This window comes from Micromonospora sp. NPDC005686 (assembly GCF_042871665.1).
Lineage (GTDB): Bacteria > Actinomycetota > Actinomycetes > Mycobacteriales > Micromonosporaceae > Micromonospora.
In genome coordinates this window covers 757,411-779,381 of sequence record NZ_JBIAIY010000001.1, presented here as the reverse complement: position 1 = coordinate 779,381, position 21,971 = coordinate 757,411, and the positions used below count along the sequence as shown (strand labels likewise).

At 74.5% G+C, this 21,971-nt stretch carries 20 protein-coding genes; 15 read left to right on the top strand and 5 right to left on the bottom strand.

The genetic code is table 11. The annotated features are described in order from the left end of the window. The first annotated feature begins 69 nt into the window (after positions 1–69). Positions 70–957 (top strand): glucose-1-phosphate thymidylyltransferase RfbA, encoded by an 888-nt coding sequence (gene rfbA, locus ACFYON_RS03640; RefSeq protein ID WP_355094886.1) that lies wholly within the window; start codon positions 70–72, stop codon positions 955–957. Then, entirely contained in the window at positions 954–1,562 is a 609-nt protein-coding gene (locus tag ACFYON_RS03635) for a dTDP-4-dehydrorhamnose 3,5-epimerase family protein (RefSeq protein WP_355094888.1), read from the top strand. Before rfbA ends, ACFYON_RS03635 begins: the two co-directional genes overlap by 4 nt. Here the strand turns inward: ACFYON_RS03635 and ACFYON_RS03630 are convergent. Then, positions 1,508–2,254: a lipopolysaccharide biosynthesis protein gene (locus tag ACFYON_RS03630; RefSeq protein ID WP_357706694.1), complete on the bottom strand. Its 747-nt coding sequence runs from the start codon at positions 2,252–2,254 to the stop codon at positions 1,508–1,510. The two genes, ACFYON_RS03635 and ACFYON_RS03630, sit on opposite strands and share 55 nt — an antisense overlap. 170 nt (positions 2,255–2,424) lie before the next feature. Between ACFYON_RS03630 and ACFYON_RS03625 the strand changes: the two genes are divergently transcribed. The 7 genes from ACFYON_RS03625 to ACFYON_RS03595 are packed head-to-tail and all read left to right on the top strand — an operon-like array spanning position 2,425 to position 10,371. Then, on the top strand, positions 2,425–3,621 hold the full coding sequence (locus ACFYON_RS03625) for a hypothetical protein (protein ID WP_355095892.1): 1,197 nt from the start codon (positions 2,425–2,427) through the stop codon (positions 3,619–3,621). 2 nt (positions 3,622–3,623) lie between these two features. Beyond that, complete coding sequence (locus tag ACFYON_RS03620) at positions 3,624–4,475, top strand: glycosyltransferase family 2 protein (RefSeq protein WP_354873479.1); 852 nt, start codon at positions 3,624–3,626, stop codon at positions 4,473–4,475. Further along, positions 4,472–5,566 carry a glycosyltransferase family 4 protein gene (locus ACFYON_RS03615; protein WP_355095890.1) on the top strand — a complete coding sequence of 365 codons (1,095 nt, stop codon included), beginning with the start codon at positions 4,472–4,474 and terminating at the stop codon, positions 5,564–5,566. Before ACFYON_RS03620 ends, ACFYON_RS03615 begins: the two co-directional genes overlap by 4 nt. Beyond that, on the top strand, positions 5,553–6,887 hold the full coding sequence (locus tag ACFYON_RS03610; RefSeq protein ID WP_355095888.1) for a hypothetical protein: 1,335 nt from the start codon (positions 5,553–5,555) through the stop codon (positions 6,885–6,887). Before ACFYON_RS03615 ends, ACFYON_RS03610 begins: the two co-directional genes overlap by 14 nt. Next, on the top strand, positions 6,884–7,801 hold the full coding sequence (locus tag ACFYON_RS03605) for a glycosyltransferase (protein WP_355095886.1): 918 nt from the start codon (positions 6,884–6,886) through the stop codon (positions 7,799–7,801). The genes ACFYON_RS03610 and ACFYON_RS03605 overlap by 4 nt, the downstream gene beginning before the upstream one ends. After that, positions 7,801–8,631: a glycosyltransferase family 2 protein gene (locus tag ACFYON_RS03600; protein WP_355095884.1), complete on the top strand. Its 831-nt coding sequence runs from the start codon at positions 7,801–7,803 to the stop codon at positions 8,629–8,631. The genes ACFYON_RS03605 and ACFYON_RS03600 overlap by 1 nt, the downstream gene beginning before the upstream one ends. A 54-nt stretch (positions 8,632–8,685) precedes the next feature. Beyond that, complete coding sequence (locus tag ACFYON_RS03595; RefSeq protein ID WP_355047207.1) at positions 8,686–10,371, top strand: glycosyltransferase family 39 protein; 1,686 nt, start codon at positions 8,686–8,688, stop codon at positions 10,369–10,371. A gap of 5 nt (positions 10,372–10,376) precedes the next feature. Here ACFYON_RS03595 and ACFYON_RS03590 read toward each other — a convergent pair whose 3' ends face one another. Beyond that, positions 10,377–11,633, bottom strand: coding sequence for a hypothetical protein (locus ACFYON_RS03590; RefSeq protein WP_387320527.1), 1,257 nt, complete (start codon positions 11,631–11,633; stop codon positions 10,377–10,379). A 114-nt stretch (positions 11,634–11,747) separates the two neighbouring features. Between ACFYON_RS03590 and ACFYON_RS03585 the strand changes: the two genes are divergently transcribed. The 6 genes from ACFYON_RS03585 to hutH are packed head-to-tail and all read left to right on the top strand — an operon-like array spanning position 11,748 to position 19,576. Further along, the gene (locus tag ACFYON_RS03585) at positions 11,748–12,593 is read left to right on the top strand and encodes a MurR/RpiR family transcriptional regulator (protein WP_355047208.1); all 846 of its coding nucleotides are present in this window, start codon (positions 11,748–11,750) and stop codon (positions 12,591–12,593) included. A gap of 12 nt (positions 12,594–12,605) precedes the next feature. Then, positions 12,606–14,261 carry a urocanate hydratase gene (gene hutU, locus ACFYON_RS03580; protein WP_354873462.1) on the top strand — a complete coding sequence of 552 codons (1,656 nt, stop codon included), beginning with the start codon at positions 12,606–12,608 and terminating at the stop codon, positions 14,259–14,261. Positions 14,262–14,296: 35 nt separating this feature from the next. After that, entirely contained in the window at positions 14,297–15,514 is a 1,218-nt protein-coding gene (locus tag ACFYON_RS03575; RefSeq protein ID WP_354873551.1) for an allantoate amidohydrolase, read from the top strand. Then, positions 15,511–16,875 (top strand): formimidoylglutamate deiminase, encoded by a 1,365-nt coding sequence (locus tag ACFYON_RS03570; protein WP_354873549.1) that lies wholly within the window; start codon positions 15,511–15,513, stop codon positions 16,873–16,875. The genes ACFYON_RS03575 and ACFYON_RS03570 overlap by 4 nt, the downstream gene beginning before the upstream one ends. Beyond that, a complete protein-coding gene (gene hutI, locus ACFYON_RS03565; RefSeq protein ID WP_354873460.1) occupies positions 16,875–18,041 on the top strand; it encodes an imidazolonepropionase in 1,167 nt (388 codons plus the stop codon). The genes ACFYON_RS03570 and hutI overlap by 1 nt, the downstream gene beginning before the upstream one ends. Beyond that, entirely contained in the window at positions 18,038–19,576 is a 1,539-nt protein-coding gene (hutH, locus tag ACFYON_RS03560; protein WP_354873458.1) for a histidine ammonia-lyase, read from the top strand. Before hutI ends, hutH begins: the two co-directional genes overlap by 4 nt. A gap of 63 nt (positions 19,577–19,639) precedes the next feature. On the opposite strand, the gene rdgB is transcribed toward hutH, so the two are convergent. From rdgB to ACFYON_RS03545, 3 genes are all read right to left on the bottom strand, one after another. Next, the gene (rdgB, locus tag ACFYON_RS03555) at positions 19,640–20,254 is read right to left on the bottom strand and encodes an RdgB/HAM1 family non-canonical purine NTP pyrophosphatase (protein WP_354873456.1); all 615 of its coding nucleotides are present in this window, start codon (positions 20,252–20,254) and stop codon (positions 19,640–19,642) included. Continuing rightward, positions 20,251–20,979 (bottom strand): ribonuclease PH, encoded by a 729-nt coding sequence (gene rph / locus ACFYON_RS03550; RefSeq protein ID WP_354873454.1) that lies wholly within the window; start codon positions 20,977–20,979, stop codon positions 20,251–20,253. The genes rdgB and rph overlap by 4 nt, the downstream gene beginning before the upstream one ends. 73 nt (positions 20,980–21,052) lie before the next feature. Continuing rightward, a complete protein-coding gene (locus tag ACFYON_RS03545) occupies positions 21,053–21,799 on the bottom strand; it encodes an MBL fold metallo-hydrolase (protein WP_354873452.1) in 747 nt (248 codons plus the stop codon). Between the last annotated feature and the right edge of the window lie 172 nt (positions 21,800–21,971).

Below are 21,971 nucleotides of genomic sequence, written 5' to 3'. Positions count from 1 at the left end.
CGTACCGACGGCGTGGCGTGGCACGCCGACGGGCCACGGGGGCGACTACGGCGCGGGTAGTCTCCGCGGGTGCGTGGAATCCTTCTCGCCGGCGGCACCGGTTCCCGGCTCTGGCCGATCACCCGGGCCGTCTCCAAGCAACTGATGCCGGTGTTCGACAAGCCGATGGTCTACTACCCGCTCTCCACTCTGGTGATGGCCGGGGTGCGGGAGATCCTCGTGGTGACCACGCCGGAGGACCGCCCCCAGTTCGAGCGGCTGCTGGGCGACGGCAGCCAGTGGGGGCTGAGCCTGGCGTACACCGAGCAGCCCCGGCCCGAGGGCATCGCGCAGGCGTTCCTGCTCGGTGCGGACTTCATCGGCGACGAGTCGGTGGCGCTGATCCTCGGCGACAACATCTTCCACGGCGCGGGGCTCGGCCGGCAGCTCGCCGAGCACGGCGAACCGGCCGGCGGCCGGGTCTTCGCGTATCCGGTCGCCAACCCGCAGGACTACGGCGTGGTCGAGTTCGACGACGCCGGCCGGGTGCTGTCGATCGAGGAGAAGCCGGCCCGCCCCCGCTCCCGGTACGCGGTGCCGGGCCTCTACTTCTACGACAACCGGGTGGTCGACATCGCCCGCAAGCTGACCCCGAGCGCCCGGGGCGAGCTGGAGATCACCGCGATCAACGAGACGTACCGGGCGTGGGGCGAGCTGACGGTGACGGTGCTCGACCGGGGCACCGCGTGGCTGGACACCGGCACCTTCACGTCGATGATGCAGGCCGCCGAGTTCGTCCGGGTGATCGAGGAACGCCAGGGCATGAAGATCGGGTGTGTCGAGGAGGTCGCCTGGCGGTCCGGGCTGATCGACGACGACCGGTTGCGGATGCTGGCCCATCCGTTGACCCGCAGCGGTTACGGTGACTATCTGCTGGGCCTGCTGGCCGAGCGGTCCGGTTCGGGGAGCGCGTCGTGAAGATCCGTCCGTTGAGCATCGAGGGCGCCTGGGAGGTGACCCCCCACCAGCACACCGACCCGCGCGGCCTGTTCCTGGAGTGGTACCGCTTCGACGGGCTCGCCGAGGCGGTCGGCCACCCGCTGCGGCTGGCGCAGGGGAACCTCTCCGTCTCCGCCCGGGACGTGGTGCGCGGCATCCACTTCGCCGACGTACCACCCGGCCAGGCCAAGTACATCACCTGCGTACGCGGGGCGGTGCTGGACGTGGTGGTGGACGTGCGGGTCGGCTCGCCGACGTACGGCCGGTGGGAGGCGGTACGCCTCGACGACATCGACCGGCGGGCCGTCTACCTGGCCGAAGGGCTGGGGCACGGGTTCTGCGCGCTGACCGACGACGCGACGCTCAGCTACCTCTGTTCCGCCACGTACAACCCGGCGGCCGAGCACACCGTGCACCCGCTGGACCCGGCCATCGACATCGACTGGCCGGCGACGACGCCCCTGCTGTCCGAGCGGGACGCGGCGGCGCCGCGTCTGGCCGAGGCGCGTGCGGCGGGCCGGCTGCCCGGCTACGACGCCTGCCGCTCCTTCACGGCAGCGCTGGACGCCCGGTCGTCCGCCTGATCCGGGGCCGCCGCGCCGGCCGGACGGCGGCGCACGGCTGTGGCCCCGAGCGTTCGCACGTCCGCGCCCACCGGGGTGCCGGCCCGGCGGTAACCGAGCACGAGGGCGACACCGACCCCGGCAGCCAGGCCGCCGAGCGCGCCACCGGCGGCGTACCACTGCCATCGCACCGGCTCGGGACGCCCCGGCGGGGTGGCGGCCCGGACCACGGCGACGTGGGCCTTGAGCCCGAGTCCGGCGGGCGGCAGGTCGCGTTCGGCGATCCGTTGCAGCTCGACGGCGAGCGCCGCGGCGATCGCCGCGGCGGTGTCGGCGGACCGGTCGGTGACCGCCACGTCGATCGCCAGCGAGTCCACGGTGGAGAACGCGACGACGCGGCCGGCCAGGTCGTCGGTGGTATACGGCAGCCCGAGCGAGTCGATCACCGGGCGGGTCAGCCGGGGCGTGTTCATCATGGTGGCGTACGTCTTCACCCGCCGCTGCATCAGCCGGCCCGCCTCGTCGGCCGGCGGTCGGGGTGGCGGCGCGGCGGGCTTCTCGGCGGCGAACGTGACGATCATCTGGGTCGCGGCCCGGTAGACCGGCGGCCGGCGTTCGGCGAGGACCCCGGTGAGCGCGCCGCACAGCAGCGTCAGCGCCAGCACGATCGGCCACCGCCTGCCGATCGTGTCGCGGAAATGGGCGAGGTCCACGACGCGTCACCCTACCGGCGACCTGCCGCCGGAGCGCACCCGTCCGCCGGTCATTGCGCTGTGCCGCATCGGTCGGGTAGAACAGGCCCGCACACATCCGCGCATCTTGGGGGAAGACGAGTGGATACCGCATGGCCGGCTCGCGGCCGACATCGGCGCCTGGGCGCCGGGTGTTAGGCCGGGTCCGGCGGATCGTCTCCCCCGAGCGTCTCTATCTGGTCGCCCTGGGCCTGACCGGCCTCGCCGCGCTGGTGTCGGTGACGCTGCCGGCGGCGGAACGCGGCGAACTCGCGGCGAACATGGTCAGCGCCACTGTGGGCGCCGCACTCGGCGGCCTGTCCGTCGACACGTTCCTGCTGTCCCGGCCGGCCGGCTGGATCATGTCGCGGGGCCGGGTGTGGATCGCCGGCATCCTCGCCGTCTCACTCGGCCTCACCGCGCTGGCCGCGGCGCTGCTGACCACACTGGCCGGGCTGGGCAGCCTTCCGGTGGGCATCGGGGCGGGCTGCGCGCTCACCGTGTTCAACACGGCGGCCTCGCTCGGCCTGCGCCTCAAGCGGTTCTGGTTCGTCTACACCACGCGGGCGCTCGGCGGCGCGGTGCTGGTGGCCGGGTACGGGCTTCTCTGGCTGGGTCACCGGCTCGACGGTGGCCAGTGGAGCGTGCTGTGGCTGGGCGTGCAGGTCGCCACCGCGACCGTGCTCGGGGTGGCGGTGCTGGGCTGGGCGCGGCGGTTCGGGCCGGTGCCGGCGGCGACGGCGGGGCGCATCGAGTACCGCGCCGACCTGCTCGCGGTGGGCCGGCTGCACGTCGGGGTGTGCGCGCAGATGCTGACGTACCGGCTGAGCCAGGTCCTGGTCGCCCGCTTCGCCGGCGCCGGCGCGCTCGGTGTGTTCGCGCTGGCGGTGGCGGCGCTGGAGTTCGCGCAGTCCGGCGCGGTGGTACGGGCGCAACGGATCCTGGCCGAGCGGGACCCGGACGCGATCGGCGACCACGGCCGGGACGTCGTCAAGTCGGCGCTGCCGATCGCCGCGCTCGCCGTGATCGGCCTGGCGGTGCTCGGCGTGCTGGCGCCCGACTACCGCGACGCCTGGATCTTCGGGCTGCTCCTGCTGCCCGGGACGCTGGCGCTGTCCGCCGGCAAGACGTGGAGCGCGACGCTGCTCAAGCGCGCCGGTGAGCAGGCCACCACAGCAGTGGCCCTGGTCACCATGTCGGTGTCGGTGGTGCTGTACGTTCTGCTCATCCCGTGGGCCGGCGCGCTCGGCGCGGCGGTCGCGTCGTCTGTCGCCTACGGCGTCTACGCGTTGCGCACCCGGCAGCGACTCCAGCGGTCCACGCACCTCCTCGTCAATCGGATGGCCTAGCGGTGGACGTCTCAATCGTCGTGTTGACCTGGGAAGACTTCGAGCGCACCGACGGCTGCGTCCGCTCGCTCCCCCAGGGTGTCGAAGCCGTCGTGGTGGACAACGGCAGCGCCGCCGAGATCAGCGACAGGCTGCGGGCCATGTGCGCCGAGACCGGTGCCCGGTACGTGCGTTCGGAGACGAACCTCGGCTACGCCAAGGGCATGAACCTCGGCGTCCGGCACAGCACCCGGTCCCGCGTGGTGCTGTCGAACAACGACATCCTCGTCCGGCCGGGCGCGATCGAACGGCTGGCGGCCGAACTGGACGACCCCACTGTGGGTGCCGCCTTCCCGAAGGTGCTCGACGCCACCGGCCGGGACCAGACCGCCGCCGGCCGCTTCCTCACAGTGGGCACCGGCGTCGCGCACGCCACCGGGCTCAGCCTGGTGTTCCCGAGGCTGCGGATCGTGGCCCCGCCGGAGCGGGGCGACTGGCTCTCCGGGCCGTTCGTGGCGATCCGGCGGGAGACGCTGGACCGGATCGGCGGGGTGGACGAGTCGTCGTTCTTCTACTCGGAGGACCTGCGGCTGTGCTGGGCGGTGCGCCGGCTCGGGCTACGCCTGGCGTACCTGCCGGACGCGGTGGTCACGCACGAGGACGACGCGAGCGCGAAGCGCCGGTGGGCGGCCGAGGAGATCTCCCGCCGGCAGACCCGGGAGTTCATCCGGGCCAGCCGTGAGCTGGCCGGATGGCGGGGCTCAGTGGCCTGTTCCGCGTACACCCTGGGGGTGCTCGCCCGCGCGGCGGTGGGCGGCGGCGCGGCGCGGCGGGCGATCGCCCGCGGCGCCCTGGAAGGCATGGGTGTCCGATGAGGGTGCTGTTCGTCTGCACCACCGGGGGGTCGGGGCGGCGGCAGCTCGGCGGGGCCGAGCGTTTCCTGATCGAGATGCTGCCGGCGCTGGCCGCCCGCGGGGTCGACGTGGTCGCCGCCACCCCGGATGACGAGGTCGCGGCGGCCTTGCGGGACGCGGGCGTGCCGTGGCGTCCGCTCGGCGCGGCCAAGCGGGTGGACCTCGGGTACGCGCGCGGCGTCCGCACGCTCGTCGAGGAGCTGCGCCCGGACGTGGTGAGCGCGCACCTGCTCTCCGCCGCGATGCACGCCCGCGCCGGACTGGGCGTGCGGGGCCGCCGCACGCCGCTCGTGGTGACGCTGCACAACAGCCTCTGGCAGTACCGCGACACGGCCGAGACGTTGCGCGCCAAGGCCGCGGTGCAGGCCAACATCAGCACCGACCTGATGTTCCGGCGGCTCCGGCCGCACGCGACGGTCGCGGTCTCCGACTTCGAGGCCCACGAGCTTCGGGTACGCGGGCGGATCCGCGACGTGCGGGTGATCCCGAATCCGCTGCCCGCCATCTGGCCGCAGGTGTCCGACACCGGCGGTCTCGCGCCGGACGGCCCGGTGCGGGTCGGCTTCCTCGGCCGGCTGGAACGGGAGAAGGGCGCGGACCTGCTCGCCGGCGTCGCGGCGGAGCTGCCGGACGTGGAGTTCCTGGTCGCCGGGGCGGGCACCGTCGACGTCGAGGAGCGGCCGAACCTGCACCTGGTCGGCCGGGTCGACGCCGCGCCGTTCCTGCAACGGCTGCACTGCCTGCTGGTGCCGTCCCGGGTGGAGGCGTTCGGGCGCAGCGCGCTGGAGGCGATGTCGCTCGGTGTGCCGGTGGTGCACTCCGGCGCGGGCGGCCTGACCGAGGTGACAGCCGCCGGTGACGGCGTGCTCGCGTACCGGGCGGAGCTGACGCCGCGGGCGCTGGCCGCCGCCGTGCGGACGGCCACCGACCCGGCCGCGTGGGACGAGCGGCGGCGCGAGCTGGCCCGGCGGTACGCGGACCGGCACTCGTTCGACGGATGCGTGGACACCTGGCACGACCTGTACCGGACGGTCGCCCGTGACACCCGCTGAGCGGCGGCTCTGGTCGGTCGGGATCCCGTTCGCGCTGGGCGCGACGCTGCTCCTGGCGACTGCCGACACCGGGATCGCCGTCACGCTGGCGCTGGCCGTCGGCACGCTGCTCGCCGCGCGCCTGCGGATGTGGGCGCTCGCCGCCTGCGCCGCAGTCTGGACCGCCGCGCTGCTCGCCGTGCGGGTGCTGCCCGGCCCGTACGACTCCTGGGCCGGTCGCGGGGTGCTGCCGGTGCTCGCCGGATACGTGACGGTCTTCCTGCTGGCCTGGGCGATCGGGTGGCGGCTGATCGACAGGCGGGACGAGGACGCCGCCCGGTCCCGCCCGGCACTGTCCTGGCCGTCCGAGCGTCGCCTGCTGACGTACCTGTTCGTGCTGCTCGGTATCGCCGTGGTGACCGCGGCGATCCGCTTCCGGGGCACCGTGCCGCCGCTGCTCGCCGACAACCCGGACGCCGCCCGGCAGGTGCTGCGCGAGCAGGCGAACCTGGTCATCGGGCTGTTGTCCGAGGCGTGGACGCTCGGCATGGCGGTGTCGCTGCTGCGCGCGCTGTCCGCGCGCGGCCGGGCGCTGCCGGTCTACTACGCGCTGGCCGCTGTCTTCACCGTCGGGGCGGCGCTGGGCGCGAGCAAGAACTCGGTGCTGGTGGGCATCGCGCCGGCACTGATCGCGGCGCTGTCGGTACGGCGTACCCGGGGGCGGGCCGTGTCGTTCCTGGCCGCGCGCACGCCGGTGGTGCTGCTGATCGGCGCGGTGGCGCTCGGCGCGGCGGTGTTCCTCGGCGGGCAGCGCACCATGGCCGGCACCGGCGCGTTCGAGACCGAGTTCCGGGCCCGCTACGGCAGCAACGCGCTGGCCAGCAGCGCCGGATCGCTGGACCTGTCGCTGAGTTCGTCCACCGAGACGTTCGGGCGGGTCTGGTCGCAGCGGGAGCACCTGGAACCCCGGTACGGCACGTATTCGCTGACGTTCCTCGGCTCCCGGGTCGAGCCGATCGTCGGCAAGGCCGATCTGTACGGACTGACGTCCCAGCTCAGCCAGCCGTACCTGATGAACACGGCCACGTTCGTGGCCATCCCGCTGCTCGACTACGGCCCGCTGGGCGCGGTGTTCTTCCTGGCCGCGCTGGGGCTGGCGGTGGGCGCTACCGAGCGGTGGTTCGAGTTCTCCCGCGCGCCGGCCGGGCAGTTGGCGCGGGCGTTCGTCGTCTACTTCGCGCTGTTCGGCGTCTACGAGCTGTATCCGCTGATCTATCCGACCTGGCTGAGCCTGGTGCCCGGCCTCTGGGTGCTGCACCGGCTGGGCAGGAGCACGGCATGACGTTCGACGGGCTCACCGTGGTCACCGTCCTCTACCGGTCCGCCGGCATGCTCGCCGAGACGCTGCCGACCTGGGTCCGCAGCGCCGGGGGCCTGCCGGTCCGGTTCGTCTTCGCGGACAACTGGCCCGCTGACGCCTGTGCCGAGGTGATCGCCGGGCACCTGCCCGCCGACCGGTACGCGTACCTGCCCGACGCCACCAACCCGGGCTTCGCGGCCGGCTGCAACCGCGCGGTGGCGACGGTGACGACGAGCCACCTGTTGCTGCTGAACCCGGACGTGTGGCTGCCGGACGACGCGCTGGCCCGGATCTGCGCCGCCGTCGCCGCCGAGCCGGACGCCCCGCTCGCGGTCGGCCTGGCCATGCACGGCGGCGAGTACGTGGGCATCGACCTGAACCCGGTGTCGCTGTTCATCGACAGGCGGGCCACCACGGGCCGCGCCCCGCTGGGCCCGTCCGGCGGCGCGGCGGTCTTCCCGGCCGCCCTGTACCGGCGCTTTGGCGGCTTCGACGAGCACCTGTTCGCCTGGGGTGAGGACGCCGACCTGGCGTTCCGGCTCTACGCCTCGGGGCTGCGCACCCGCGGGCTGGACGTGGTGCTGCCGCACGCGGGCGGGCACAGCGTGGACGGCGACGACCGTCTACAGGGGTTCCGGGCGTTCCTGCTGGCCCGCAACCGGCTGCTGGTCGCCGCCCGCACGTTCACCTGGCCGCTGCTGCTCGTGGCGGTGCCGGTGCTGGCGCTGGCGCACCTCGCGCTCGCCGCCCGGCGGGCCCGGCAGGGCCTGCTGCGCCCGTTCCTGCGCGGCATCGGGCGCGGGCTGACCGAAGGGCCGGCGGCCCGCCGCCGCTGGACCGGTCGGCGGTTCGGGTTCGGGTCCCTGTTCGGCTACCTTTCCGCTCGGAGGGCGTGATGACGGCACAGCCGTGGACCGTGGTGACAGTCACCTACCACTCGGCGGAGACGCTGCGCCGCTGCTGGCGCGGCCCGAAGCCGTACGAGTGGCTGGTGGTCGACAACGCCTCCACCGACGACTCGGCGGCGGTCGCCGAGGAGCTGGGCGCGCGGGTGATCCGGCTGCCGGAGAACGTGGGCTTCTCCCGCGCCAACAACGTCGCGCTGCACCAGGCGACCGGCCGGTACGTGCTGTTCGCCAACCCGGACCTGGAGGTGCGCCCGGACGGGCTGGACGCGCTGGCCCGGCACCTGGACACACACGGCGGGCTGGTCGCGCCGCAGCTGCTGGCCGGCGACGGCACTCCGCAGGCGAACGGGCGCGGCTTCCCGTACGCGACGGCGAAGCTGGGCAACCGGAAGGTGTGGCCGCTGTCCCGGCTGCACGCCGCGTACCGGCTGGTGGCCGCGCCCGGCGAGACGCGCCACGTCGCCTGGGTGATGGGCGCGGCGGTGGCGGGCCGGACCGCCGACCTCACCGCGCTGGGCGGATGGAACGAGCGGTTCTTCCTCTACTACGAGGACCACGAGCTGGGGCTGCGCGCCTGGCGGCACGGGCTGCCGGTGGCGGTGCTCGGTGACGTGCGGTGGACCCACCACTGGGCCCGCGCGACGAACTCGATGCGCTGGTCCCGGGCGCACACGCTGGAGCTGCGCAGCGCCCGGACGTTCTTCGGCATGTTCCCGGAGTTCCTGGTCGGCCTGCCACGGCCGGCCCGCCGGCACCGTCTGGCCGCCGGATCGGTGGGTACGGCGGTTTCCTCGATCCCGGACGACGCCGGCAAGTGATCGAGGCCGGTCGCGGGGCCGCTGACGTGAATGACGCTTTGATACCGTCTCGCCGTGTCCGTGACACGCCCGGCCTTCTCCCCCTCGATGGCGCCCGCGTCGACGACGCCGTCACCGTCGCGGCCGGGAACGCCCGCCGAGGTCGTCGCCGTCGCGTGGCAGCGGCTGAGCCGGTCCCCGTACTGGGCCGTCGCGGGCCTGCTCGTCGCGCTCGGCGCGGTGCTGCGAATCCGGCAGTGGGCGTACGCGCGCAGCTTCTGGAGCGACGAGCTGTACATCGCGCACAACATCCGGGAGCGCGGCTACCTGGATCTGTTGCGGCCACTGTCGTTCAGCCAGTCGGCGCCGCCCGGCTGGTTGTGGCTGGAACGGTTCGCGTTCGCGCAGTTCGGCGACGGTGAGCGGGCGCTCCGGCTGGTGCCGCTGCTGTTCGGGCTGGCGCTGCTGCCGCTCGTGGCGTGGCTCGGCCGGCGACTCCTGCCGCCGCTCGCCGCGCTGGCGGCGCTGCTGCTGGTCGCCGTCGCGCCGTTCCTGATCGGCTACTCCAACGAGCTGAAGCAGTACAGCGCCGAGGCGTTCGCCGTCACGCTCGTGGTCGGGCTGGCGCTGCTGCTCGTCCGGAACGGACCGACCTGGGCCGGGTCGGCGGTGTTCTGGTCGGTCGCGGCGGTCGCGGCGTTCGTCAGCACGTTGTCCATTCCGGTCACCGGCGCGCTCGGCGTGCTGCTCGGCGGGTACGCGCTGTCCCGCCGGGACCGGCAGTGGCCGAGCAGGTGGCATGACGTGGGCCGGTTCCTCGCCCCGGCACCGGCCTGGGCCGTGGTGGCGCTCGTGGTGTACGTGCTGTTCCTCGCGCCGGGGCTCGCCGATCAACAGCTCGCCGCGTACTGGCGGGGGAAGTCGATCTACCCGGCCCACTCGCTGACCGACCTGCCTGCGACTGTGGAATGGCTCGCGGCGACGTACCGGAGTCTCGCCACCGTGCCGTTCGTGGCCTGGTCGGCCTGGATCGTCGTACCGCTGCTGGTGCTGGGCACGGCGGCCGGGCTGCGCCGGCTCTCCACCGTCGCGGTGCTGGTCCTGCTCACGCCGCTGGCGGCCGGGCTGGCCGGCGCGGCAGTGTCGGTCTACCCGTTCAACGGCCGGCTGGCGCTCTACGCGGTGCCGGCCTGCCTGCTGCTGGCCGCGCTCGCCGTCGCGCCGCCGCCGCTGCGGGCCGGCCTGCCCGCCCGGATCAGGTGGGCGGTCGGTGTGGTGCTGCTGCTCGCGCTCGCCGTGCCGCAACTGGCCACCGCCGTCGTGGCGACTGTGCACCCGGCGCGGGCCTTCGCCCAGGGCGGCGGCGCCAACGCGGTCGACTACCGGGGCGCGCTGCGCCACCTGGACGACAAGCGCCGCCCGGGTGACCTGGTGCTCGCCACCACGGTCTCGTGGAACGCCCAGGCGTGGTACGGCCCACCGGCGGACGCCTACGTGGTCGCGGCCGGGCCGGGCGGCTGCCCGGGGCGGACCGTGTCGGCGCTGCTGCCCGGCCGGTCCCGGGTCTGGCTGTTCCAGGCCACCGACTGGGCCGACGCGGCGAACCGGGACGTCATCGTCCGCCTCGGCGGCAGTGGCGTGGCGGTGACCGAGCGGCAGTTCGGCGGTGCGCGCGTGGTCCGCTTCGACCTGGCCGCGGGCGTCACCAAGGGCAGCGACGTCTGCCTGGTGCCGCCGCCGAACGGAGCGGCCGTCCGTTAGCCGCCCTAGCTGTGCCGCTGCCAGAGGTCGCGCAGCGCGTCCCAGTTGCCGCCGAGCCCGGCCCCGCACGGCGTCTCCATGTAGGTCGCGCTCGTGTTGTCGTCGCGGCCCCACCAGATGCCGCACACCGGGCGGCCGTCCTGGCCGTTGCCGGCGTACTCGACGTAGCTGCCCTGCGCCCCGCTGACACCGCCGGTGGCCGGCCCGGCCTCCCGCATGCCCGGCGCGAGCGCACGGCCGATGATGCCCATCTGCTGGCGGAAGGCGCGCGCCGCCTCCTTCTTCTCGGCCGACTCGTACTCGGCGAAGTGCAGCGACACGCCCAGGTAGCGGCAGAAGACGTGCTGCTTCTCGCCCGCGGCGAGCCCGGGTCCGCTCTTCTCGGTGTTGATCGCGCAGCCGCCCACCCCGTCGAGCCACGGCTCGGCGATCGGCATGAGCGTGGCGTCGAACTTCGCCTTGTTCAGCGACTGCTGGGTGGCCTCGTAGAGGGCCGGGGAGGTGCTGGCCACCGGAGTGGACGGTTCGCCGCCGTCGGCGAGCGACCGCCCGGCCAGCAGACCGGCGCCACCGGCCAGCACCGCCGCCATCACCACGCCGCCGATCCACAGGCCGGTACGGCTCTTGGGCGGACGGGCGACCGGCGCGATCCGGGGACCCCCGGTGGCCACGAGCGTGCCCGCGGCGCCGGCCTGGGCCGGGATCGCCCGCACCGGCATGCCCGGCGACACCGGCATGCCCGGCGACACCGGCATGCCCGGCGACACCGGCATGCCCGGCGACACCGGAGCTCCTGCGGAGACGGGCGCGCCGGCGGACACGGGGGCGCCGGAGACCGGCTGCTGCGGCGCCATCGCCCACGGCTGCGGGCTCCACGGCATCTGCGGAGGCGAGGAGACCTGCCGCGGCGGCGCGGACACCGGCGGGGGCGGCGGAAAGATCTCGGCGGTCGCGATGCGCTGGTAGTCCATGCCCAGGCTGCGGAACAGCCGCTCGGCCGCGCCGTCCTCCTCGGACGGGTACGCCACCCAGGGCTGGCCGGCGGCGAAGTCGGAGTTGACGTACCGGTGGCCGCCGGGCGTCTGGGCCAGCACGTTCGCCGCGTTCGTGAACGCCTCGCGCCAGCGCTGGTCTCCGGCTGCGGCACCGTCCAGGACCGCCACGGTCAGCGCGCGGTCCTGCCCGTCGAGCGCGGCCCAGGCCCTGCCGACCTGGCACTCGCCCAGCACCTCGGTGAACCTGTACGGACCTTCCGGCTGCATGCCCCACTCCTCTGCTCACCCGCCGTGCGGATAGTACAGAGAGCACGCTCGTCAGATCTCTTCGCGGTCGCGCCACCCTTGCCTAGTGAAAGTTTTCATGCATAGAGTCGCGGGGTGAATGGAAGCGGCGCGGCCACCCCCGACCGCCTGCTCGACCTGTTCCACGGCGTACGGCTCACCCCGACCCAGCGCCGCATCGCCCACTGCCTGGTGCGGCACGCGGGCGCGGCGGCGTACCTGTCCGCCGCCGAGGTGGCCGAGCTGGCAGGCGTCAGCCAGCCGTCGGTGACCCGCTTCGCCATGGCGCTCGGGCACGACGGCTATCCCGCGCTGCGCCGCCGCCTGCGGGAGCTGACGTTCACCGGCTCGGCCGAACCGGCCGCCGGGAACGCGCTGCAACGGGCGGTGCACGCCGAGCGGGACAATCTCGACCGGCTCGCCGCGCAACTCGCCGACGCCGACCGGGTCGCCGAGGTGGGGAAGCTGCTCGCGGCGAGCCGTCCGCTGCCGGTGCTCGGGCTGCGCGCCGCCGCTCCGCTGGCCGCGTACTTCGCATACTTCGCCGCGAAGGTGCACCCCGACGTGCGGGTGCTCGACGACGGCGGCAGCATGCTGGTCGACCGCCTGGATCAGGCCGTCGCGGCCGGCGCGACGGCGCTGCTCGCGTTCGTGCTGCCCCGCTACCCTCGGGAGACGCTGGAGGCGCTGCGCGAGGCCCGGGACGCCGGGCTGACCGTCGTGGCGATCACCGACTCGCCGGTGAGCCCGGCCACCGAGCACGCCCAGGTGGTGCTGCCCGCCGCCGTCGGCGCCGACCTGGTCTTCGACCTGCACACCGCCCCGATGACGCTGGCCATGGTGGTGCTCCAGGCGATCTGCGACGCCGCACCGGCCGAGACGCAGAGCCGGCTCGAGACGTTCGAGTCGTCCGCCGCCCGCCGCCAGTTGTTCCTCGGCTGAGAGGAGTACGAGATGCACCAGCCCGTCCGCGCCGCCCGTGGCACCGCACGCACCGCGAAGGGGTGGCCGCAGGAGGCCGCCCTGCGGATGCTGATGAACAACCTCGACCCGGAGGTGGCCGAGCGTCCCGAGGACCTGGTGGTCTACGGGGGCACCGGCAGGGCGGCCCGGGACTGGCCGTCCTACCACGCGCTGGTGCGCACGCTGACCGAGCTGCGCGACGACGAGACGATGCTCGTGCAGTCCGGCCGCCCGGTCGGCGTGATGCGCACCCACGAGTGGGCGCCGCGCGTGCTGCTGGCCAACTCCAACCTGGTCGGCGACTGGGCCACCTGGCCGGAGTTCCGCCGCCTGGAGTCGCTGGGCCTGACCATGTACGGGCAGATGACCGCCGGATCCTGGATCTACATCGGCACCCAGGGCATCCTCCAGGGCACGTACGAGACGTTCGCCGCGGTGGCCGAGAAGCGCTTCGGCGGCACGCTCGCCGGCACGCTGACGCTCACCGCCGGCTGCGGCGGCATGGGCGGGGCGCAGCCGCTCGCGGTCACCATGAACGGCGGCGTCTGCCTGATCGTGGACGTGGACCGGTCCCGGCTGGAGCGGCGGGCGCACGACCGCTACCTCGACGAGATCGCCGACTCACTCGACGACGCGGTCGAGCGGGCGCTGGCGGCGAGGCGGGACCGGCGGGCCCTGAGCGTCGGCGTGGTCGGCAACGCCGCCACCGTCTTCCCCGAGCTGCTGCGCCGGGGCGTGGCCATCGACATCGTGACCGACCAGACCAGCGCGCACGACCCGCTGTCCTACCTGCCGGAGGGCGTGGACCCGGCCGACGCGCGGGACTACGCGGCGGCCAAGCCGGCCGAGTTCACCGACCGGGCGCGGGCGTCGATGGCGAAGCACGTGGCGGCGATGGTCGGCTTCCTGGACGCGGGCGCGGAGGTCTTCGACTACGGCAACTCGATCCGGGGCGAGGCCAGGCTCGGCGGATACGAGCGGGCGTTCGACTTCCCCGGGTTCGTGCCCGCGTACATCAGGCCGTTGTTCTGCGAGGGCAAGGGCCCGTTCCGCTGGGCCGCGCTCTCCGGCGACCCGCGCGACATCGCCGCCACCGACCGCGCGATCCTCGACCTGTTCCCGGAGAACGAGTCGCTGGCGCGCTGGATCCGGATGGCCGGTGAGCGGGTCGCGTTCCAGGGCCTGCCGGCGCGGATCTGCTGGCTCGGCTACGGCGAGCGGGACCGGGCCGGGGTGCGGTTCAACGAGATGGTCGCCTCCGGCGAGCTGAGCGCGCCCGTGGTGATCGGCCGGGACCACCTGGACTGCGGCAGCGTGGCCAGCCCCTACCGGGAGACCGAGGCGATGGCCGACGGCTCCGACGCGATCGCCGACTGGCCGCTGCTGAACGCGCTGGTGAACACCGCGAGCGGCGCGTCCTGGGTGTCCATCCACCACGGCGGCGGAGTCGGCATCGGCCGGTCCATCCACGCCGGTCAGGTCTGCGTGGCCGACGGCAGCGCGCTGGCCGGGCAGAAGATCGAGCGGGTGCTCACGAACGACCCGGCGATGGGCGTGATCCGGCACGTCGACGCCGGCTACGACGACGCCCGCGCGGTAGCCGAGCGCACCGGCGTCCGCGTCCCGATGACCGAGGGCGCCGCATGACCGAACGCACCGAGCGGAGCGAGGGCCGTGAGGGCATGCCCAGCCAGCACCGCATGACCGACCTGGCGGACCGGTTCCGGGAGATGTGGGACGAGATCGCGCCGGTCGGGCGGGACGCCGGCAGCGGTGGCTACCTGCGCTACGCGCTCACCGAGCCGGAGCGCACGCTGCGCGCCTGGTTCCGGGAGCAGGCCGACCGGCGGGGCATGCCGGTGTCCGAGGACGGCAACGGCAACCTGTTCGCCTGGTGGGGCGACCCCGAGACCGGCGGCGCGGTGCTCACCGGCAGCCACTTCGACTCGGTGCCGCACGGCGGCGCGTACGACGGTCCGCTCGGCATCGTCAGCGCGTTCCTGGCCGTGGACGAGCTGCGGGCCGCGGGCGTCACCCCGGACCGGCCGGTGGTCGTGGCCGCGTTCTTGGAGGAGGAGGGCGCGCGGTTCGGCGTACCCTGCCTGGGGTCGAGGCTGCTCACCGGCGAGATCGACGTCGACCGCGCGGCCGGGCTGCGCGACCAGGCCGGGACGACCTTCGCCGAGGCGCTGGGCGAGCGGCCGGCGGGCGCCGACCCGGCGCTGCTCGGCCGCTTCGCGGCCTTCGTGGAGCTGCACGTCGAGCAGGGCCGCGCGCTCGTCGACCGGGACGCGCCGGTGGCGGTGGCGTCCGCGATCTGGCCGCACGGCCGGTGGCGGTTCGACTTCACCGGCGAGGGCAACCACGCGGGTACGACACTGATGGCCGACCGCCGCGACCCCATGCTCACCTACGCGTTCACCGTGCTGGCGGCGAACAAGGAGGCCCGGCTGCGCGACGCGCACGCCACAGTGGGCCGGGTGTCGGTCGAGCCGAACGCCACGAACGCGATACCGTCCCGGGTCACCGGCTGGCTGGACGCGCGGGCGGCCGAGGCGGAGACGCTGTACGGTCTGGTCGAGGCGGTACGCGCCAAGGCCGCCGACCGGGCCGGCCGCGACGGGACCGCGCTGACCTGCACGCAGGAGTCGGCGACCCCGCTCGTCGCGTTCGACAGCGGGCTGGCCGACCGGCTGGCCACGCTGCTCGACGCGCCGGTGCTGCCCACCGGCGCCGGGCACGACGCGGGCGTGCTGGCGGCGCACCTGCCCACCGCGATGCTGTTCGTGCGCAACCCGACCGGGGTGTCGCACTCCCCCGCCGAGGCGGCCACCGACGCCGACTGCGCCGCCGGGGTGGCCGCCCTGGCCCGGGTCCTGGAGGAGCTGGCATGCCGCTGACCCGCTGGCTGGCCGAGTACGCCTGGCTGCCCGACCACGCCGAGCCCACCCGGGACGTGCTGATCGAGGCCGTCGACGGGCGGTTCACAGCTGTCACCCCGCTGGGCCGCGACAGCCCGCCGACCGCCGGGGTGGAGGTGCTCGGCGACGCGGTCCCGCTGCCCGGTCTGACAGTGCCCGGCCTGGCGAACGCCCACTCGCACGCGTTCCACCGGGCGCTGCGCGGGCGCACCCACGACGGGCGCGGCGACTTCTGGTCCTGGCGCAGTCTGATGTACGCGATCGCGACCCGCCTCGACCCGGACACCTACCTGGCGCTGGCCCGCGCCGTGTACGCGGAGATGGCGCTGGCCGGGATCACCTGCGTGGGCGAGTTCCACTACCTGCACCACGGTCCCGGCGGCACGCCGTACGACGACCCGAACGCCATGTCCGCGGCGCTCGTGGAGGCCGCCGCCCACGCCGGGATCCGGGTCACGCTGCTGGACACCGCGTACCTGGCCGGGGGCGTGGACGGCACGCCACTGGCCGGGCCGCAACGCCGGTTCGGTGACGGCGACGCCCTGCGCTGGGCCGCGCGGGTGGACGCGTTCCGCCCGCCCGACGACCACGTCCGGCTCGGCGCGGCCATCCACTCGGTACGCGCGGTGCCGGCCGAGCAGCTCGCCACGGTGGCCGGCTGGGCCGACCGCAACGGGCTGCCGCTGCACGTGCACCTGTCCGAGCAGCCGGCCGAGAACGACGCCTGCCGGGCCGTGCACGGGTGCACCCCGACCCGGCTGCTGGCCGACCACGGCGTGCTCGGCCCGCACACCACAGCCGTGCACGCCACCCACCCGACCGCCGCCGACGTGGCGCTGCTCGGCGACAGCCGGACCCGCGTCTGCCTCTGCCCCACCACCGAACGCGACCTGGCCGACGGGATCGGCCCGGCCCGCCGGATGGCCGACGCGGGCAGCCCGCTCAGCCTCGGCAGCGACAGCCACGCCGTGGTGGACCTGTTCGAGGAGGCCCGCGCCGTGGAACTGGACGAGCGGCTGCGGACCCGCAGGCGGGGGCACTTCGGCCCGGCCGAGCTGGTCACCGCCGCCACCGTGGGCGGGCACGCCGCGCTGGGCTGGGGCGACGCCGGCCGGCTCGCCGTCGGGCAGCGCGCCGACCTGGTCACGGTACGGCTGGACAGCGCCCGCACCGCCGGGGTGCCGCCGGTCGGCGCGTTCTTCGCCGCCACCGCCGCCGACGTGACGAGCGTCGTGGTGGACGGCCGGCCCGTGGTGACCGGCGGCCGGCACCTGACCGTCGACGTACCCACCGAGCTGCGGGACTCGATCGCGGCGGTGACCGCGAAGGAGGACTCGTGATGCGCGGCAGCCTGCTCGTCGACCACATCGGCGAGCTGGTCACGAACGACGGCCGGCCCGGCGACCCGCTGGGCATCCGGCGCGACGCCGCCCTGCTGGTCGAGGACGGCCAGGTTGCCTGGACCGGTCCGGCCCGGCACGCGCCCGCCGCCGACCGGCGGATCGACGCCGGTGGCGCGGCGGTGCTGCCCGGCTTCGTGGACAGCCACGCCCACCTGGTCTTCGCCGGGGACCGGGCGGCCGAGTTCGCCGCCCGGATGGCAGGCGAGCGGTACACCGGCGGCGGCATCCGCACCACGGTCGGCGCCACCCGCGCCGCCTCCGACGACGCGCTGCGCGCCACAGTGGGCCGGCTGCGCGCGGAGATGCTGCGGCAGGGCACCACCACCGTCGAGATCAAGAGCGGGTACGGCCTCACCGTCGCCGACGAGGCCCGCTCGCTGCGGATCGCCGCCGAGTTCACCGAGGACACCACGTTCCTCGGCGCGCACGTGGTTCCCACCGAGTACGCCGACCGCCCGGACGACTACGTGGGCCTGGTGTGCGGGCCGATGCTCACCGCCGCCGCGCCGTACGCCCGCTGGATCGACGTGTTCTGCGAGCGGGGCGCGTTCGACGCCGACCACGCGCGGGCGATCCTCGCCTGCGGGCAGGCCGCCGGCCTGGGCGTACGCCTGCACGCCAACCAGCTCGGCCCCGGGCCGGGCGTGCGGCTCGGCGTGGAGCTGGGGGCGGCCAGCGTCGACCACTGCACCCACCTGACCGACGCCGACATCGACGCGCTGGCCGGGTCGGAGACGGTCGCCACGCTGCTGCCCGGGGCCGAGTTCTCCACCCGGTCGCCGTACCCGGACGCCCGGCGGCTGCTCGACGCGGGCGTCACGGTCGCGCTGGCCACCGACTGCAACCCCGGCTCGTCGTACACGTCGTCGATGCCGTTCTGCGTCGGGCTCGCCGTACGCGAGATGCGGATGACCCCGGCGGAGGCGGTGTGGGCCGCGACCGCCGGTGGGGCGGCGGCGCTGCGTCGCACCGACGTGGGCCGGCTGACCCCCGGGGCGCGGGCCGACCTGATCGTCCTCGACGCCCCGTCCCACCTGCACCTGGCCTACCGGCCGGGTGTGCCACTGATCCGCCAGGTCCTGCACAACGGAGTACCGCGATGACCACCGTGACCGTCCTGTCCACCGGCGTCACCCCCGCCGACGTGCTCGCGGTGGCCCGCGGCACCGCAAAGGTCGTGCTCGACCCGGCCGCCACGAAGGCGATGGCGACCAGCCGGTCCATCGTGGACGGCATCGAGGCGGCCGGCCGGCCGGTGTACGGCGTCTCCACCGGCTTCGGCGCGCTCGCCAACACGTTCGTCGCCCCGGAGCGCCGGGCCGAGCTTCAGCACGCGCTCATCCGCTCGCACGCCGCCGGGGTGGGCGCGCCGATGCCGCGCGAGGTGGTACGCGCCATGATGCTGCTGCGGGTCCGCTCGCTGGCGCTCGGCCGCTCCGGGGTACGCCCGCTGGTCGCCGAGGCGCTCGTGGACCTGCTCAACCACGAGGTCACCCCGTGGGTGCCCGAGCACGGCTCGCTCGGCGCGTCCGGTGACCTCGCCCCGCTGGCGCACTGCGCGCTGGTGCTGCTCGGCGAGGGCTGGGTGCTCGGCCCGGCCGGGGACCGCATCCCGGCCGCCGACGCGCTGCGCCGGGTCGGGCTCAAGCCGGTGTCGCTCGCCGCCAAGGAAGGGCTGGCGCTGATCAACGGCACCGACGGCATGCTCGGCATGCTGCTGCTCGCCGTCTCCGACGCCCGGCACCTGTTCGCCATGGCGGACGTGACGGCGGCGCTGGCCATCGAGGCGATGCTCGGCTCGGAGCGGCCGTTCCTGCCCGAGCTGCACGCGATCCGCCCGCATCCGGGCCAGGCCGCGTCGGCGGCGAACATCCACCGGCTGTTGCAGGGCTCGGCGGTGATGGACTCGCACCGCGACGACCTGGCGCACGCGGTGCAGGACGCGTACTCGATGCGCTGCGCCCCGCAGGTGGCCGGCGCGGCCCGGGACACGCTCGACTTCGTCGAGGTGGTGGCCGGGCGGGAGCTGCTGTCGGTGGTGGACAACCCGGTGGTGCTGCCGGACGGGCGGGTCGAGTCGACAGGCAACTTCCACGGGGCGCCCCTCGGCTTCGCCGCCGACTACCTGGCCATCGCCGCCGCCGAGGTGGGCGCGATCGCCGAGCGCCGGGTGGACCGGCTGCTGGACGTCACCCGCTCCCGGGAGCTGCCCGCGTTCCTGTCCCCCGACGCCGGGGTGAACTCGGGCCTGATGATCGCCCAGTACACCGCCGCCGGGATCGTGGCGGAGAACCGCCGGCTCGCCGCGCCCGCCTCGATCGACTCGCTGCCCACCAGCGGCATGCAGGAGGACCACGTCTCGATGGGCTGGTCGGCCACCAAGAAGCTGCGCACCGTGCTGGACAACCTGACCAGCCTGCTCGCGGTGGAGCTGCTGGCGGCCGTACGCGGGCTCCAGCTCCGTGCGCCGCTGACGCCGTCGCCGGCCGGGCGGGCGGCGCTGGCCGCGCTCGGCGAGGTCATCGGCGAGCCGGGCCCGGACGTGTTCCTCGCGCCGCTGATGGAGGCCGCGCGCGAGGTGGTACGCGGCCCGGAGCTGCGTGCGGCGATCCAGCGGGAGATCGGCCCGCTCGGCTGAGCGGGCCGATCGGGCGCCGGGCCGGCGCTCCGGCCGGGTGCCCGGTCGGAGCGCGGGAGCGGGTCAGGCGGGCGGGAGCACCTTCGCGACCAGCTTGGCCAGCTCCCGCAGCGCCTTGCCCCGGTGGCTGACCGCGTCCTTCTGCTCGGGCGTCAGCTCCGCGTTCGTCCGCTCCTGCCCGTCACCCAGGAAGATCGGGTCGTAGCCGAAGCCGCCCTCGCCGCGCGGCGCGCGCAGCAGCCGGCCGGGCTGGCGGCCGTCGACCAGGTGCTCCTTGCCGCCGGGCAGCACCAGCGCGACGGTGCAGACGAACGCCGCTCCCCGGTGCTCGTCCGGCACGTCGCCGACCTGGTCCAGCACGAGCTGGAGGTTGGCCCGGTCGTCGCCGTGCCGGCCGGACCAGCGGGCGCTGAACACACCCGGCATGCCGTTGAGGGCGTCCACCGCCAGCCCGGAGTCGTCGGCGATCGTCGGCAGGCCGGTACGCCGGCACCCCTCCCGCGCCTTGATCAGCGCGTTCTCGCCGAACGTGAGGCCGGTCTCCGGCAGCTCCGGGTACTCCTCCACGTCGTCGAGGCCGAGCAGCGCGATCCGGTGCGCGCCGAGCGCGCCGTCCAGGATCCGCTGCAGCTCGACGAGCTTCTTCCGGTTGCGGGTGGCGAGCAGGACCTTGTTCATGACGAGAGCGCCTTCCGCTGCGCGTCGGCCAGTTCCAGACAGCCCGCCACGCCCAGATCGAGCAGCGCGTCGAGCTGGTCGCGGGCGAAGACACCCGCCTCGCCGGTGCCCTGCACCTCGACGAAGTCGCCGGTGCCGGTGCAGACCACGTTCATGTCGACCTCGGCGGTCACGTCCTCGGCGTAGCAGAGGTCGAGCATCGGCTCGCCGCCGATCACCCCGACGCTCACCGCCGCCACCGAGCGGTGCATGACCTTCTCCACCTTGCCGGCCAGCGTCTTGCGCTCCGCCAGCCAGGTCACCGCGTCGTGCAGCGCGACGTACGCGCCGGTGATGGCGGCGGTGCGGGTGCCGCCGTCGGCCTGGAGCACGTCGCAGTCGAGCACGATCGAGTTCTCGCCGAGCGCCTTCAGGTCGACGCAGGCGCGCAGGCTGCGGCCGATCAGGCGGGAGATCTCGTGGGTCCGCCCGCCGACCTTGCCGCGGACGCTCTCCCGGTCGGAGCGGGTGTTCGTGGCCCGGGGCAGCATCGCGTACTCGGCGGTCACCCAGCCCAGCCCGGAGCCCTTACGCCAGCGGGGCACGCCCTCGGTGACGCTCGCCGTGCAGAGGACCCGGGTCGCGCCGAACTCGACGAGCACCGAGCCCTCCGGGTGGGTGCTCCAGCCCCGGGTCAGGGTCACCGGTCGGAGTTGGTCGGGCTGCCGCCCGTCAGGTCGCGCCATGCCTGCACCCTATGCGGTGCGGTGAGCGCGGCGCCCGCGGGTGCCCACCGGCACGAGCCGGCCGCCGCCGGGCTCAGACGTCGTAGCAGGCGCCGGGCCGGACCACGTCCAGCGGCCCGGCGTACGCCCCGGCCGCCGCCTCCACCGTCTGCGACTCGCTGCCCCAGGCGGGTACGAGGTGGGTGAGCAGGAGCCGCCCCACGCCCGCCTTGGTGGCCGCCTCGCCGGCCTCCCGGCCGGTCAGGTGCAGATCCGGCGGGTTCTCCACGCCGTCCATGTAGCTCGCCTCGCAGAGGAACACGTCGGCGTCCTGGGCCAGGCGCAGCAGCGCCTCGCAGGGCGCGGTGTCGGCGGAGTAGCAGAACACCCGGCCGCCGTGCTCCAGCCGCACCCCGTACGTCTCGACCGGATGGTTCATCCGCTCGACGGTTACGGTGAACGGGCCGATCGGGAACGTGCCCGGCTCGAGACCGTAGAACTGGTAGACGTCCTCCACCGAGCCCTCCTCCTGCCCGTACGCGCTGGCCAGGCGGTCGGGCGCGCCGGAGGGGGCGTACATCGGCAGGGGCGGGTACGGGCCGTCCGGCGCGTACCGGCGTACCACCACGTAGGACACGGCGTCGAACATGTGGTCGCAGTGCAGGTGGGTGAGGAGGATGGCGTCGGGGGCGTGCAGCCCGACGTAGCGCTGGAGCGTGGAGAGCGAACCGACACCGAAGTCGATCAGGAGCCGGAAGCCCTCGGCTTCCATCAGATAGGCCGAGCAGGGGGACTCGGGCCCCGGGAAGCTGCCCGCACAACCGAGGACGGTCAGTCTCATCCGGTGGCCTCGATCTCACCATGCGTAGTCGACGCGCCAGCGGCGGCGCCGCCGATGATGATCTCTACCGACGCGCTCGCCACGCTGCGCAGCCTACGCGCCGCCCGGTCGCGCAAGAATCATCTGCCGGAAGTTGTCACCAACGTGACACCCATACGCATCCGTTACGGGC